The organism is Catellatospora sp. NPDC049609, from assembly GCF_040675365.1.
Taxonomy (GTDB): Bacteria; Actinomycetota; Actinomycetes; order Mycobacteriales; family Micromonosporaceae; genus Catellatospora.
Window position 1 is genome coordinate 38,853 of record NZ_JBFAOU010000021.1, and the last position, 15,168, is coordinate 54,020.

At 74.9% G+C, this 15,168-nt stretch carries 9 protein-coding genes; 2 read left to right on the top strand and 7 right to left on the bottom strand.

Features of this window, described 5'->3' with window-relative positions:
- Positions 1-49: 49 nt before the first annotated feature.
- From AB0J67_RS09085 to AB0J67_RS09110, 6 genes are all read right to left on the bottom strand, one after another.
- Positions 50-1,363, bottom strand: a complete 1,314-nt coding sequence (locus AB0J67_RS09085; protein ID WP_363478428.1) for a pitrilysin family protein — start codon at positions 1,361-1,363, stop codon at positions 50-52.
- A gap of 89 nt (positions 1,364-1,452) precedes the next feature.
- A complete protein-coding gene (locus AB0J67_RS09090) occupies positions 1,453-2,964 on the bottom strand; it encodes an FAD/NAD(P)-binding protein (RefSeq protein ID WP_363478430.1) in 1,512 nt (503 codons plus the stop codon).
- Between the two features lie 145 nt (positions 2,965-3,109).
- Positions 3,110-4,336 (bottom strand): S8 family serine peptidase, encoded by a 1,227-nt coding sequence (locus AB0J67_RS09095; protein WP_363478433.1) that lies wholly within the window; start codon positions 4,334-4,336, stop codon positions 3,110-3,112.
- Positions 4,337-4,428: 92 nt separating this feature from the next.
- Positions 4,429-4,560, bottom strand: a complete 132-nt coding sequence (locus AB0J67_RS09100; protein WP_363478435.1) for a hypothetical protein — start codon at positions 4,558-4,560, stop codon at positions 4,429-4,431.
- Positions 4,561-4,690: 130 nt separating this feature from the next.
- A complete protein-coding gene (locus AB0J67_RS09105) occupies positions 4,691-7,969 on the bottom strand; it encodes a UvrD-helicase domain-containing protein (RefSeq protein ID WP_363478438.1) in 3,279 nt (1,092 codons plus the stop codon).
- A complete protein-coding gene (locus AB0J67_RS09110; RefSeq protein ID WP_363478494.1) occupies positions 7,966-11,196 on the bottom strand; it encodes an ATP-dependent DNA helicase in 3,231 nt (1,076 codons plus the stop codon). The genes AB0J67_RS09105 and AB0J67_RS09110 overlap by 4 nt, the downstream gene beginning before the upstream one ends.
- A gap of 297 nt (positions 11,197-11,493) precedes the next feature.
- Here AB0J67_RS09110 and AB0J67_RS09115 point away from each other — a divergent pair, with 297 nt between their 5' ends.
- Entirely contained in the window at positions 11,494-12,027 is a 534-nt protein-coding gene (locus AB0J67_RS09115; protein WP_363478441.1) for a SigE family RNA polymerase sigma factor, read from the top strand.
- Positions 12,028-12,029: 2 nt separating this feature from the next.
- Positions 12,030-13,352 carry a hypothetical protein gene (locus tag AB0J67_RS09120; RefSeq protein WP_363478444.1) on the top strand — a complete coding sequence of 441 codons (1,323 nt, stop codon included), beginning with the start codon at positions 12,030-12,032 and terminating at the stop codon, positions 13,350-13,352.
- Between the two features lie 92 nt (positions 13,353-13,444).
- Here AB0J67_RS09120 and AB0J67_RS09125 read toward each other — a convergent pair whose 3' ends face one another.
- Positions 13,445-15,088 (bottom strand): PKD domain-containing protein, encoded by a 1,644-nt coding sequence (locus AB0J67_RS09125; protein WP_363478447.1) that lies wholly within the window; start codon positions 15,086-15,088, stop codon positions 13,445-13,447.
- Positions 15,089-15,168 lie beyond the last annotated feature (80 nt).

Here is a 15,168-nt window from a genome sequence, read left to right on the forward strand (position 1 = left end):
GCATCGGCGACCTGCGCCCTGAACATCATGGTTCGTTCGCTCCGCTCACTCACTGGTTGCCTCCGGGCACGACCTCGATCGAAGCCCGGCGGTGCGGGCGCAGGGTGGCGGCGGCCGACCGGATCTGCTCCTCGGTCACCTCCGCGATCAGGTGCGGCAGGTCGTTGAGCAGGCCCGGGTTGCCCCGCTGCAGCTCCAGCACGGCCATCCGCAGCGCGCGGCCCAGCACGGCGTCCGTCTCGCGCAGCAGGTGCGTGGCCATCCGGGCCTGGGTGCGGGCCAGCTCGCCCGGGGTCAGCCCGTCGGTGGCCAGCCGGTCCAGCTCCTCGTCGATGGTGACCAGCACCTTGTCCACGCTGCCGCCGGGCGGCAGGTGCGACTGCAGCAGCAGCGCTGTGGGGTCGCGCACCTCGAACGGCTCGCCCATGAAGCCGAGGTAGCCGCCGACGCTGGTGACCGTGCGGTCCTTCAGCACCAGCCGCTCCACCAGCCGGGACGCGTCACCGTCGGTGAGCACCTCGGCCAGCACGACGTACGGCAGGTAGCCGGCGAAGTCGGTGACCGGGTTCGGCACCCGCCACGCCGACGCGACGGCGGGCAGCGGGGCCAGCCGGTCCACGTAGGACTGGCGGCGCTCGGCGGTCAGGTCGGGCTCGTCGAAGTCGGCCAGCGTCGGCGCGGGCCGCGACGGCACGTCGCCGAAGTGCCGCTCGATCAGCATCCGGGCGTGCGCCGAGTCGAAGTCGCCGGAGACCGACAGCGTCGCGTTGCCGCAGGCGTAGTACTTGTCGAAGAACTCGGCGGCGTCGGCCACGGTCGCGGCTTCGAGGTCGCTGAACGAGCCGTAGCCGTCGTGCGCGTTGGGGAACGTGTCGAACATGACCGGCGGCAGCTTCAGCCACGGGAACCCGCCGTACGGCCGGTTCAGCACGTTGACCCGGATCTCCTCCTTGACCACGTCGATCTGGTTCTTGAGGTTCTCCTCGGTCAGGCGCGGCCCGCGCATGCGGTCGGCCTCCAGGAAGAGCATCCGCTCCAGCGCGTTGCTCGGCACCGTCTCGAAGTAGTCGGTGTAGTCCAGGTGGGTCGAGCCGTTGAAGGTGCCGCCCGCCCCCTGCACGTGCCGGAAGTGGGCGAGCTTCTCCAGGTTGGCCGAGCCCTGGAACATCAGGTGCTCGAAGAGGTGGGCGAAGCCGGTGCGCCCTTCGGGCTCCGACCGGATGCCCACGTCGTAGACGACCGCGACACCGATCACCGGTGCGCTGCGGTCCGGACTGAGCACGACGCGCAAACCGTTGGGGAGCGTGAACCGCTCGACCTCGTACGCCGTGCGCGGGATCTGGATGTTGGTCTCGGTGGACACAAGGCCGACCCTAGCAAGCTGTCGAGGCGGGCGTCCGCACGCGCGGCTGTGAGATGTCCACCGTGAGACGCCCGGGGCCACTCGGGCGGCTACGACTCGACGCACTCGGCGACGGGGGCGAGGTCGCGACCGGCCGCGCCGGCCAGCGCCTCGGCCAGCGCCCGCGCCTGGGCCCGGATCTCCGGGGCCGCGGTGGTCTCCCAGAGCACGCCGCGGCGTGTCGGGCCGAGGGTCCACAGCGCCGGGTGCGCCGAGCCGTCGCGGCGCAGCAGCGCGCCGTGCGGGTCGGTGTCCAGGCCGAGCCGGTACGGCCCCGGACGGGCCATGCCCTCGGCGACCAGCGACCGGACCAGCGCATCGGACTCGACGAGCCGGCCCGGCCCGGTACAGTTGATCACCGCGGCGAAGCGGGTCGCCGTGATGGCGCCGTCGTGCCGCTCGCGCAGCACCACGCGGACGCCCGCGTCCACGGCCTCCAGCCCGCACAGCTCCGCAGCGCGCACCCGCAGCTCGCCACGCTCGCGCAGACCCGCGATCTCGTCGGCCACCGCGGGCGCCATCCGGTGCCGGTGCACCTCCCAGTAGCGCGCCAGGTGCCGCAGGAAGCGGCGCTGGTCAGGCTCCGGCAGGCTCTGCCACAGCGCGTCCCAGTGCGGCCGCAAGGCGTCCAGCACCGCCCGCCACTGCCCGGTCCGCTGCGCGATCCGCCGCAGCGACCGGACCACCCCGGCCAGGGAGCCCGCCGTCAGCAGCCCGCCGAGCGCCGCGACGGTCGCGGCCTGCGCGCTCGCGGGCCCGGCCGGGACCGGTCCGCGCGGCCCTGACCCGGCCGATGCGGCGTCGGCCGCCCTGGCCTGAGCCGAGCCGGCGGGTTCGGCGGCCGCGCGGGCCGGGGCCGAGCCGGACGGGACGGCGGGGGCGGGGCGCAGATGGGGCTGGGGCAGCAGGCCGTGCCGCGAGATCGCGGTGAGGTCGTGGCGGCCCGCGTGGGACAGGCTCAGGGCCACGTCGACCGCGGTCAGCCCGGTGCCGATGAGCAGGATCGGGCCGTCGGGCAGGCTGTCCAGCACGCCGGGGCGCCACGGGTCGGCGACGTACGCCCCGCTCCGGGCGAGGGCCGCGTCCAGGCGGGCGGGCGCGGACGGGGCCGGGTGGCCCAGGGCCAGCACGACCTGGTCGGCCGGGATCACCACGTCGTCGGTGAGCAGCACGGTCAGCGTCCCGCCCGCTGCGCTCGGCTCGAAGATGCGCGACACGCGGCCCCGCTGCACGGTCAGCCGGCCCTGCGCGGTCCGGTCCGCCTCGCGGAGCACCTCGGTGAGGTAGTCGCCGTACCAGCTGCGCGGCACGAAGTCGCCCGGCGCGGTGTGCGGGGCGCGTAGCCGGCACCAGCGCAGGAAGTCGTCGGGGTCGTCGGGGTCGGCACTCATCGCGGCGGCGGGCGAGTTGAGCAGGTGCCACGGCGCGGCGGTGCTGTAGGCCAGGCCCCGGCCCGGGCGCGCGCCCGGATCGACCATGACCACGTGCCAGCCGGTCCGCAGCAGCTCGCGGGTGGCGAGCACGCCGCTGCAACCGCCACCGACCACGACCGCGATGCCCATGGCCGTACCTCCTCGTTGTCGCTGATCAAGTTAGGGCGCGCCCTGCCGGACCATGCGAGGAGCCCGGCCTAAAACCTATATAACCTACCGACACGATAGGAGATATGGCGGGCACTCGCCACTCTTCCTGCTCAGCGAAGCGGATTCAGCGAGCGGTGGCGGCGGCGCGACCGGCGCGGGCCGCCCAGACGGCCAGTGCCCCGAGGAACATCAGCAGCGGGAGCACCACCAGCCAGCGTCGCCAGTCGCGGCTGTCGGCCAGCGCCACCGGCAGCGGCGAAGCGCTCGGCACGGCGCTGGGGCTCGGCGCGGCCGAGGTCGGCGCCGGGCTCGGCGGCATGTCCTCCGGCAGGGTCACGGTCAGCGCCGCGGCCAGGTCCAGCATGCCCGCGCCATACCGGCTGTCCGGGCCGGGCGCGCCCAGGTCCCTGGCGGACACCCGCAGCCGCTGCACCACCTGCGCCGCGCTGGCCTGCGGGTACGCCGACCACACCACCGCCGCCGCGCCCGCGAGCACGGCGGCCGAGGCGGCGCCGCCGTCGATGCGGTAGCCGGCACCGGGGCCGGTGGTCACCAGGTCCACGCCGGGTGCGGTGATGCCGGAGGTCCGCCCGCTCAGCGGCGCGACGGGCACCTGCCCCGTCCGGTCGGCCGGGATGGCGTTGAGCACGCCCGCGTACGACGCGGGCCACGGCGTGAACGGCAACCCGGCCCGGTCGGCGTCGGCGGCGATCACCAGCACCCCCGCCTTGACGGCCGCGTCCACGGACGCTTCCAGCCGGGCGCTCGGCGCGACGCCCCGGCCGACGCAGATGATCCGCGCGCCGCCCGCCACGGCCCGGTCCACGGCCGCGGCCAGCAGGTCCGGGTCGCCGCTCGACCCGGGCGCGGGCGCGAACGCGACCGGCAGGATCTTCGCGCCCGGCGCGATGCCCAGCACCCCGGCCGGCCGCGCGTCCGCGGGCGCGGCCGACGCGGACGGCTGCGGTGACGGCGACGCCGTGGCCGACGCGGACGGTGACGGCGACGCGCCGGCGACTGCCGGGACGGCCGCCGGTGCATGACCGCGACCTGCGATGAGTCCGGCAAGACCGGTGCCGCGACCGTCCACATCGTCGTTCGACGCGGGATCGGCGCCGGGCAGCACCTGGCCGGCGAGGTCGGGATGCGTCGGGTCCACACCGGAGTCGATCACCGCGATGACGATGCCCGCACCGGTCGCGCGCTGGTGCACCGCGGCCAGGTCCAGGTCGGTCAGCTGCCACTGCGTGCCGCGGACGAGGTCTGGTTCGGCGGCCGCGGCCGGTGCCGCACCCGCGATCAGCACGGTGGCCAGGACGGCCGCCGTGACCAGGAAACTCCGACTCAACATCGCGCGCACTCCGGCAGTATCAGCGGAACCCGGGCAGTCGCCGGGGGGACGAGCCGGGTTCCGGGGCGTTCACACATTCGTCCTCATCCGGTTCACGGCAGCGCCGGCGGATGCACCTCGACGACGATACCGGCCTGCGCCGCGTGCCATGGCGAGAGCACCACGGCACCGGCGATGCCCAGCCCGACGAGCGCGAGCAGCATCACCAGGAGCAGTTCCCTCACCGACGACTCCACGGCGCGCCTCCAGCGGATGCGTGTATCCGCACCTACCATGCCCGTTCCGTACGACATCACGCTGTCGGTTCGACGACTCGTTCCGTCCGGCGTTCGGATGATGTCCGCGGCACGCGCGTCAGTCGGCGTCCTGCGCGGGAAGTGCCGTGAGCAGCGCGGCGAGGCCCGCCTCGTCGAGCAGGTCGGCGGGCCGCACGGTCAGGTTGTCGCGGACGTAGTGGAACGCGGCGCTGACCCGCGACACCGGCACGCCCGCCAGGGCCGCCCAGGCCAGCCGGTACGCGGCGAGCTGGACCGCGGCCGCGGTCGCGGTCGCGCCGGCCGGCACCCGGCCGGTCTTCCAGTCGACCACCTCGTAGCCGTCGCCGTTGCGGAACACCGCGTCCATCCGTCCACGCACGACGGTGCCGCCGAGCTCGACCACGAACGGCGTCTCCACCTCCACCGGCACCCGGTCGGCCCAGACGCTCTGCTCGAACCGCTCCTTCAGCACCGACAGCTCCTCGTCGGACGCGGCGTCCTCGTCGGCGGCGCCCGGCAGGTCGTCGAGGTCGAGCAGCTGGTCGGCGCCGTAGCGCTGCTCCAGCCAGTGGTGGAAGGCGGTGCCGCGGCGCGCGTACGGGTCGGGCGCGGCGGGCAGCGGCCGGCGCAGCCGCCGGGCCAGCCCGGCCGGGTCCTTGCGCAGCGCCACCAGCTGCGACACCGACAGGTGCGCGGGCAGCACCACGTCGGAGCGCAGCGCCTGGCGGGCCTGCTCGTCGCGCTCGATCAGCAGCAGGTCGGCCTCCTGCCGCCAGCGCCGGGTGACCTCGTCGTGCTCGGCCAGGGCGACGCCGCCGTCGGGGTCGTCGAGCATGGCCCGCACCAGGTCCGCGGCGGCCTCGACGGCCGGGCGGCGCGCGCCCAGCGGGTCGGCCGGCCACGTCGAGGCGACCTCGCCGCTGGTCGGGTTGACCGCGTCCGGCTCGGGCTCGGGCGTCCACACGTCGACGTGCCCCTCACCGGCCCGGCACACCGCCTCGATCTCGGCCAGCAGCGGCGACGGCCCGCGCGGCTTGCGCACCTTGTCGCCCCACCAGTAGCCGGAGGCGAACAGCCAGCTCCGGGGCCGGGTGACCGCGACGTACGCCAGGCGGCGCTCCTCGCGGGCGTCGTGCTCCTTCCACTCCTGCTCGAAGTCGGCCACGGCGCGGCCCAGCTCCTTCTGGTCGCCGGCGCGGTTGACGTGCAGCGTGGGCAGGCCGTCGCGGTCGCCGCGCAGCGGGAACGGCAGCACGCCCAGCCCCTTGAGGAAGTGGTCGCTGGCCTTGCTCGGCCCCGGCCAGACGCCCTTGGTCAGCCCGGCCACCGCGACGACGTCCCACTCCAGGCCCTTGGCGGCGTGCGCGGTCAGGATCTGCACCGCGCCCTCGGCCACGTCGATCTCACCCGGGGACAGCCCGCGCTCCTCGTCCTCGGCCGCGGCCAGGTAGGACAGGAACGCGCCGAGCGGCGCGCCGTCGGTCTCGATCGCGAACCGGGCCGCGACCTCGCCGAGCGTGTCCAGGTGCGCGCGGGCCAGCCCGACCTCCCCGGCCCGCACCGCGACCTCGACGTCCAGGCCGGAGGTGCGCTCGATGTCGGCGATCAGGTCGCTCACCGGCTGGTCCAGCCGCGCGCGCAGCCCGGCCAGCTCCTGCGCGTACGCCGACAGCCGCGCGTACGCCGCGGGCGAGTACTGCTCGGGCGGGCCGAGGTCGTCGAGCGCCTCGCTCAGCGCCGCGTCGTCGAGCCGGTCGCTGACGATGCCCTCGTCCCCGGCCGGTCGCCGCTCCTGGGCCAGCGCCCGGGACCGCCGGTGCAGGGCCACCAGGTCGCGGGGCCCGATCCGCCAGCGCGCGCCGGTCAGCAGCCGCAGCAGGCTCGCCCCGTCCATCGGGTCGTTGAGCACCCGCAGCGTGCACACCACGTCGCGCACCTCGGGCGTGTCCAGCAGGCCGCCCAGGCCGACCACCTCGACCGGCAGCCCGCGGGCGCGCAGCGCGGCCTCGATCGGCGCGATCTGCGAGCGCACCCGCACCAGCACCGCCGAGGTCGGGCGGCGCTCGACCGGGATGTGCGCCGGGTTCTGGTCCTCGGCGACCTTCGACTCGGTGCGCCAGGCCGTCACGATCTGGTCGGCGATCCACTCCGCCTCGTCCAGGTACGACTCCAGCAGGGCGCACTGCACGATGCCGGGCGCGTCACTGCCCGAGGTCAGCGACACCACCCGGGCGCCCCGGTCGCGCAGCGGCTCGGAGATGGTGTTGGCCACCGACAGGATCTCCGACCGGTTGCGGAAGCTGCGGCCCAGCTGCGCCGAGGCGGCGGGCGCACCGCTGCTGTCGAGGAACTCGTGCGGGAACCGGTCCAGCGTGCCCGCGCTCGCCCCGCGCCAGCCGTAGATCGACTGGCACGGGTCGCCGACGGCGGTGACCGGGTGCCCCTGCCCCGCCACCCCGTCCTCGACCACGGACACGTCCCCGGCGAACAGCGCCCGCAGCAGCGTCACCTGCGCGTGGCTGGTGTCCTGGTACTCGTCGAGCAGCACCACCCGGAACCGCTCGCGCTCGGCCGCGCCGACCTCGGGATGGTCCCGGGCCACCCGCGCCGCGCGCGACATCTGGTCGCCGAAGTCCATCGCCTCCAGCACCTGCTTGCGCTGGTCGTACGCGCGCACCAGCGGCAGCAGCTGCAGCCGGGCGCGCTGGCGGGCCAGCAGGTCGCGCACGTCGGCGGTCATCCGGCCCGGCTTGGCGCTGACGCTCGCGTGGAACCGGCCCGTCCAGGTGGCCAGGCTGTCCGGGCTGACCAGGTGCTCGGCCAGCTCCCCGGCCAGCGCCAGCACCGCCGAGACGACCGTGCTCGGCGCGGAGTCCACCGCCGACATGTCGCCGGTGTACGAGCGCACCACCTCGTCGGCGAGCTGCCAGCAGGACGCCTCGGTCAGCAGCCGGGTGCTGGGCTCGTACCCGGCGCGCAGGCCGTGCTCGGTGACGATGCGGGCGGCGAAGGAGTGGTACGTGGCGATGGTCGGCTCGCCGTCCAGGCCGCCCGGGATCCGGTCGCCCGCGTGCCGGCGCAGCTGGCTCAGCCGCACCCGCACCCGGTGCGACAGCTCGCCGGCCGCCTTGCGGGTGAAGGTGAGGCCCAGCACGTGCTCGGGGCGCACGTGCTGGTTGGCGACCAGCCACAGCACCCGCGCCGCCATGGTCTCGGTCTTGCCCGAGCCCGCACCCGCGACCACCAGCAGCGGGGCCACCGGCGCGCTGATCACGGCGGACTGCTCGGCGGTCGGCTGCTTCAGCTCCAGCCGCGCGGCCAGCTCCTCCGGCGTCCACCGCGGCCCGTCCTCGACCAGCGGCTTCAGGATCGTCACGGCTCGACCACCTGGCGGCCCTTGCCGGACACCGGGCAGCTGCTCTTCACCGGGCACATCCGGCACTTGTCGTTGACCTTCGCCACGAACGTGGAGGCCGCCATGGTCGCCGCGGTGCGGTGCACCATCGCGTGCGCCCACTGCGGATCCTCCGCCCCGCCGATCGCCTCCTGCACCTGCTCCTTCGCGTCGCGGTGGGTGGTGCCCAGCTGCACCAGGGCCGCCCCGCCGGACTCGTCGCCCTCCGGGAACGCGCCCGCCTCGACGGCCACCTGATACGCCCCCAGCTGCGGATGCTCGGGCATCTCCTCCCGCGTCGCGGTGGTGGTCTTGCCGGTCTTCAGGTCGATCACCACGAGCCTGCCCTGGTCGTCGACCTCCAGCCGGTCCACCCGGCCCACCAGGTCGATCGGCGGCTCGGCTGCGAGACGCACCGTGAACTCGCGCTCGATCGCGACCAGCCGCCGCGGGTTCTCGGCCAGCCAGCGCGTCAGCTTGCCGAGCATCTCCTGCGAACGGTCCCGCTCCCGCCCGGCCAGCCACGCCGCGGCCAGCTCGATCGCGTCGAAGCGCGCGGCGACGTACTCCACCAGCACCGACGGGTCGGCCATCGCCTCGTCGGCCAGCATCGCCGCGGCGTGCACCAGGTTGCCCACACCCTGCGCGCTGGACGAGGCGGCCGCGCCGCCGTGCCGTTCCAGCAGCCAGCGCAGCCCGCAGCGCAGCGCGCTCTCCATGGTGGACGGGGTGACCCGCACCGGCTCGTCCGGGCCGTGCAGCGGGCCGTCGTCGGACAGCTCCGGCAGGCCCCACCAGGTGTCCGGATGCGCGCCCGGCACCCCGGCCGCGGCCAGCCGGGCCAGCTCCCGAGCCGCCGCGTGGCGCCGGGTCGCGTCCGGCCCCGCGACGGCCGCGCGCAGCTCGGCCACCAGCGCGGGCAGGGTCAGCGCCCGCGGCGGGCGGGCCAGCTCCAGCTCGGCGACCTCGTCCTCGTCGACCTTGACCGGCGGCGCCAGCTCGAACAGGAACCGGCTGGGCCGGTCCTCGCCGTCCGCGCCGCCGACCGCGCCCGAGTCCACCGCGGTGACCACCAGCCGCCGCCGGGCCCGGGTCGCCGCCACGTAGAACAGCCGCCGCTCCTCGTGCAGCAGCGCGGCGGTCTGCGCCACCCGCTGCGCCTTGTCGCCCGCGAACGACCGCTGCGCCACCTCGTCGACGAGCTGCTCCGAGCCGAGCAGGCTGCCGCGCAGGCGCAGGTCCGGCCAGACCCCCTCCTGCACGCCCGCGACCACGACCACATCCCACTCCAGGCCCTTGGCCGCGTGCGCGGTCAGCAGGCGCACCGCCTCGCCCCGGTCGCCGCTGGCGGCCAGCGAGTCGGCGGGCAGCTGCTGGTCGGCGACGTGCTCCAGGAACGTGTCGATGCGGGCGCCGGGCAGCCGGTCGGTGAACCGGGCCGCCGCGTCGAACAGCACCATGATCGCGTCGAGGTCGCGGTCGGCGGTCTCGGCGCGGCGCTGCTGGTCCAGCCCCAGCGCGGGCGCGGTGGCCAGCGCCGCCCAGCGTTCGGCCAGGCCGCTGGCCCGCCACACCGACCACAGCACCTCCTCTGCCGTGGCGCGCGGCCGGGCCGCCGCCTCCCGGCCGGTGGCCAGCAGCTTCGCGATCCGGCTCGCGGGCTCGGCCCAGCGCCGGTCCAGCGCGGCCAGCTCCGCCGGGTCACGCAGCGCCTCCACCAGCAGCTCGCCGGAGCCGCGCTGGTCGCCACCGGCCATCGCGAGCGCGCGCAGGCCCTGGCGCAGCCGCCGCTCGGCCATCGGGTCGGCCCCGCCCAGCGGCGAGTGCAGCAGCGCGACCGCCGCCTCCTCGGTGAGCTGGTCCGGCAGCAGCGCGCAGCGCAGCAGCAGGAGCAGCGGCTTCACCGCCGGCTGCTGGTGCAGCGGCAGGTCCTCGGCCAGCACCTTGGTCGGCACGCCCGCCTGGCGCAGCGCCCGCTCGTACGCGGGGAGCTGGGCGTTCGTGGAGCGCATGATGACCGCCATGCGCGACCAGGGCACGCCGTCGACCAGGTGCGCCCGGCGCAGCCGGTGCGCCACGAACGCCGCCTCGCTGACCCGGCTGCGCAGCGCCACCACCTCGACCCCGACGTCCGGGTCGTCGTCGTCGAGCCGGCGCGCCCGGTCCGCGGCCGCCGCCGCGTCGACCAGGGCGTGGGCGAGCAGGGGCTCGGAGGCGTGGTCGGCGGCGTCGGTGTCCGCCGGATCCGGCTCGGGCCGCGGCGCGGGCACGATCGGCTGGTGACCCGGCAGCCGCCGGGCCACGCGCGCGGTCGCGATCCGGATCGCGTTCGCGGCCCGGTGCGCCGTGGCCAGCAGCACCTGCTCGGTGCCCGGGAACAGCTCGCCGAACGTGCGCACGATCTCCGGATCGGCACCGCGGAACGCGTACGTCGAGGAGTCCGGGTCGGCGAAGGCGACCAGCGGCAGGCCGTGTGCGACCAGCTGGAGCAGCTCCACCTGTGCCGGGTCGGTGTCGGCGAGCTCGTCGACGTAGATCGCGGACAGGCGGGAACGCTCGGCGGCGAGCAGCTCCGGGTCGCGGCGCAGCGTCGCGGTGGCGGCCCGGACCAGCTCGGCGTGGTCGTAGCCGGCCGAGCCGCGGGTGGTCGCGTCGCGCAGCGCCATCGTCTGCTCGTACTCGTGCAGGAAGCGGGCGGCGGCCTGCCAGTCGTCGCGGCGCTGCCACAGCGGGTCCTCGGGGCCGACGCCGCGCTCGGCGGCGCGCAGCAGCAGGTCGCGCAGCTGCTCGGCGAAGGCGCGGGTGCCCAGCGCCGGCAGCAGGCGCGCGGGCCACGCGGCGTCCTCGCCGGGGAGCAGCTCGCGGATGACGAGGTCCTGCTCGGGGCCGGACAGCAGGCGCGGCGACGGGTCGCCCAGCAGCGCGGCGGAGCGGCGCAGCAGGCCGAAGGCGTACGCCGGAAATGTCCTGACCAGCGGTTCGTGGCCGACACCGCGGGCGATGCGGGCCTCGATGCGCCGGCGCAGCGACTGCGAGCCGCGGCGGCCGAAGGTCAGCACGAGGATGCGCTGCGGGTCGGTGCCCTCGGCGACGCGCCGGGCCACCGCCTCGACCAGGGTCGTCGTCTTGCCCGTGCCGGGACCGCCGCGCACCAGCAGCGGGCCGGCGTCGTGCGCGATCACCCGCTCCTGAGCAGGGTCGGCATGCAGCGGCGGGCGGTCGGGGCCGTTGGCCCGGACCAGCCGCCAGGACCGCTGAACGCCGCTGCTCACGCCGAACATTCCAGCACGCCGGGGCGACACCGCGGCAGCAGCCATGCGCCCCGAGTGACAACCGCCTCGGGCCGAGGCCGTCAAGATCGCCGATCCGTGTCAGGAACTGCGGTACGACTCCACATCTCGACACGAGTCACCGATCTCGCGCCGCCACCACGAAACCCGAAACGGCATACAACCCGGCGCACCGCCGGACCCGTCCAAGGGCAAACACCTACCACGGGGCGGGCGATGGCATCGACGAAGAACACGAAGCGGGACGCGGAGTACACCGAATTCGTCTCGGCGCAGCTGACGTCGCTGCGCCGGACGGCGTACCTGCTCTGCGGCGACGCGCACCGTGCCGACGACCTGGTCCAGCAGGCGATCACGAAGCTCTACGTGCGCTGGCACCGCACCCGCGACGTGGTCCACCTCGACCGGTACGTGCGCACCATGCTCGTCCGCGAGTTCCTGGACGAGCGCCGGCTGTCCTGGGCGAAGGTGCGGCTGTTCGGACGTACGCCGGACGAGTCGCGACAACCCGAGCCGAACACCGAACTGCGGCTGGTGCTGCGGGACGCGCTGGAGAGGGTGCCCCGCCGCCAGCGGGCCGTCCTGGTCCTGCGCTTCCTGTGCGACCTGCCCGTGGACGAGGTGGCCCACCTGCTGGGGTGCTCCCCCGGCACCGTCAAGAGCCAGACCTCGCACGGTCTGGCCGCGCTGCGCCGCCACCTCGGCGACGCGGCCGACATCCCCCTGATCGCAGCAGCCAGGAGAGTCTGAATATGAACGACGAGGAGTACGGGCCCCGCATCCTGCGGCCGCTCGACGAGGAACCCGACGCGCCGTCCCGCGTGGACGTCGCCGCGGCCGTGGTGGCCGGCTCGCGCAGCCGCCGCCGGCGGCGGGTCGCCGCCACCGCCGCGGCGGCCGCCGCCGGGCTCGCGATCGCGAGCGTGCCGGTGGTGATCAGCCAGGCCGGCCAGACGACGCCGGACGCGGCGGGGCGGCCGAGCGCGTCGGCCAAGCCGAGCCCGTCGCCCAAGCAGCAGTACGACCGCACCATGGACGTGGCGTTCCCCACCTCCTGCACCGGAGAGGCGCTGCCGGTCCCCGGCGGCGGGCAGAGCCACGCCAGCGCCCTCGACCCGACCGGCCGGTACGCCACCTACCGCACCTACGTGGACGGCCGCCAGCCGATCATCTGGCACGACGGCACCATCACCAAGGTCGGCACGCCCGGTGACGACGACGGGCTCTACAGCATCAACTCCAACGGCGTCGCGGTCGGCATCGTGTGGAAGGGCACCGGCCCGGTCGCCATCGCCGCCGAGGGCGCCAAGTCCGCGCAGCTGCCCGGGGGCAAGGGCCGGGAGGCGCGCGCCATCAACGACCACGGTGTCATCGTGGGCGGCAGCTTCGACGAGGACGCCCCGCTGCGCTGGGCCTCGCGCACCTCGCAGCCGGAGAAGCTGCCGCTGCCCAAGGGCGCCACCCGGGCCATGGCGTACGACATCGACACCGACGGCACGATCGTCGGCTACGTGGAGACCGGAGCGGCCGGCGCTCCGTCGGGCGCGGATCCCGCCAAGCCGTCGCCGTCGGCCGGGGGGACCCCGGGCGCCGAGGGCACCAAGGTGCGGGCCGACGGGGCCAGGGGCGGCCGCATCGCGTACGTGTGGCCCGCGAAGGGTCCCGGCCGGGTGCTGGAGCGGCCGACCGCGCCCGGCGTCACCATCGACTACTACGACGCCCGCGGCATCAGCAACGGCTGGGTCGTCGGCTTCGCGGCGGCGGTCGGGGACGACCGGGCGACCTACGGCGTGCGCTGGGACCTCAACACCGGCAAGGCGGAGCTGCTGCCCGGCCTGGAGTGGAGCAACGGCATCAACCAGTACGGCTGGATCGCCGGCATGACCGAGGACAACCACGCGGCGCTGACCGACGGCAAGCGCGTCCTGCGGCTGCCCGACGTGTTCGCGTTCGACAAGCAGTACGGCATGAACTGGGCCGAGGCGGTCAGCGACGACGGCCGCACCCTGATCGGCAACGTCGACGACGCCGACCGGGACGGGCTCCAGCAGGCGGTGGTCTGGCGCTGCTCCTGACCCGGCACCGGCGTCATCGCCGGTCGCGGCACTGAAACCGGCCGAGCCGGTCACCCCGACGGGTGACCGGCTCGGTCAGGTGTGGCATGCGGTCACGCCGGCTGCAGGATCACGGTCCACGTGGTGGTCGTGGTGCTGGCCGCGGCGGCCGTGGCGGTCAGGCCGCCGTAGGTGCCGGTCGGCAGCGAGCTGCCGGAGTCGGCCAGCAGGCCGGTGACCCGGCCGCCGCCGGTCTGCGAGCCGTTGCTGCGCACCTGCACCCCGGCCGGAGCCGTGAGCGAGGTCGACGCGGCGTCGCCGTGCATCCAGTACGACACGCCCCAGCTCTGCGCCGCGGTGACCGCGGCGTTCGGCGTGATGCGGGCGGCCGAGCTGGCGGAGTCGGTGGCACTGGCGAAGACCGCCGGTGCCGCCGTGTCCACCCCGCGGTAGGCGGCGAGCACGACGTTGCCCTTCGACTGGGCGCCGAGCGTCACCTGCACGGTCGTGCCCGCCATCCCGGCGGTGGCGGTCTTGCGCCAGGCCGTGGTGGTGGCGTAGCCGCCGTCGAGCCGGTCGAGCTGGGTCCAGCCGCCGCCGGTGGGTGTGCCAGTGGTGGCGTGGGTGTTCTGGCTCAGGAACAGCAGCAGCTGGTCGCCCGCCTGCACGCCGGTCGGCACCGTCACCGTGTGCGTGGTGACGTTGGCGTTCGAGGTGGCCTGCCCGACGAAGGAGATCTTCTCCGGGATCGGCGCGACGGTGACCTGCTGGGTGTCCGTGTCGGTGGCGCCGTCGTCGTCGGTGACGGTCAGCGTGACGTTGTATGTGCCCGCCGCCGCGAACGTGTGCGACGTCGTCGGCGTGCTGTCGGTGTCGGCGGAGGTGCCGTCGCCGAAGTCCCAGGCGTGGTTCTGGACCGCGCCGTCGGCGTCGGTCGAGCCCGCCCCGGACAGGGAGCAGACCAGGCCGGTGCAGGAGGCGGCGACGTCGGCGACCGGGGCGGCGTTGACCGGGCCGCCCGAGCCCTTCATGAGCTTGATGTAGTCGATGTCGCCCACGAAGTAGTCGCAGGTGACCTCGACGCCGTCGCAGGCGCTCTTGCCCGCGATCGACAGCTGCCAGTTGTTCGCGATGTTCCCGGTCGGGCCGGTCAGCCGGCTGGTGCGCACCCCGTCGACGTACATCTCGACGTAGGTCGAGGTGCGGTTGCAGGTGACGGTGTGCCACTGGCCGTCATTGATCGTGCCGTCCATGTACCCGGTCCGCGAGGCGCCGTTGCCCCCGCGGAACAGGCACTTCGGGCTGCCGCCCGGGGCCTCGAACTTCCAGTAGCCGCCCGCCGTCGCGCCTTGGCCCTTCTGCATGATGTTGCCGAAGGAGTAGGTCGTCCGCAGGCGCACGGTGAACGAGAAGTCGCCGCTGTCCGGGTTGAAGTCGCTGTGCGCGGGCACCAGGTCGACGTGTCCCGGACGGTGGGCGTTCTCGCTGGGCAGCACCGTCGCGAAACGGTGCCCGGTCGCACCGGCGTAGAGCGTCCCCGGGGTCACGTCGGACCCGATGGTGCCGTGGCGCCCGTTGCCGCTGCTGTCGACGAGCACGGACGCGCCGTCCGGCTCGTCCATGCTCCAGAACGCGACCGTTCTGGTCGCGACCGCGTGCGCCGGCGAGGCCCCCGCGATCACACCGGTGGCCACCAGTGCGGTCGCCACGCCCAGTCGTACGACAGAGCGCAGCAGGCGCCCCTTGCTCAGTGACATGGATCCCCCTAGTCGTGGCAGGACTTCACCTAAACACCGGTGTGCAGCCCGCTCCATTGACCGATGAGCCGATAGGTGAG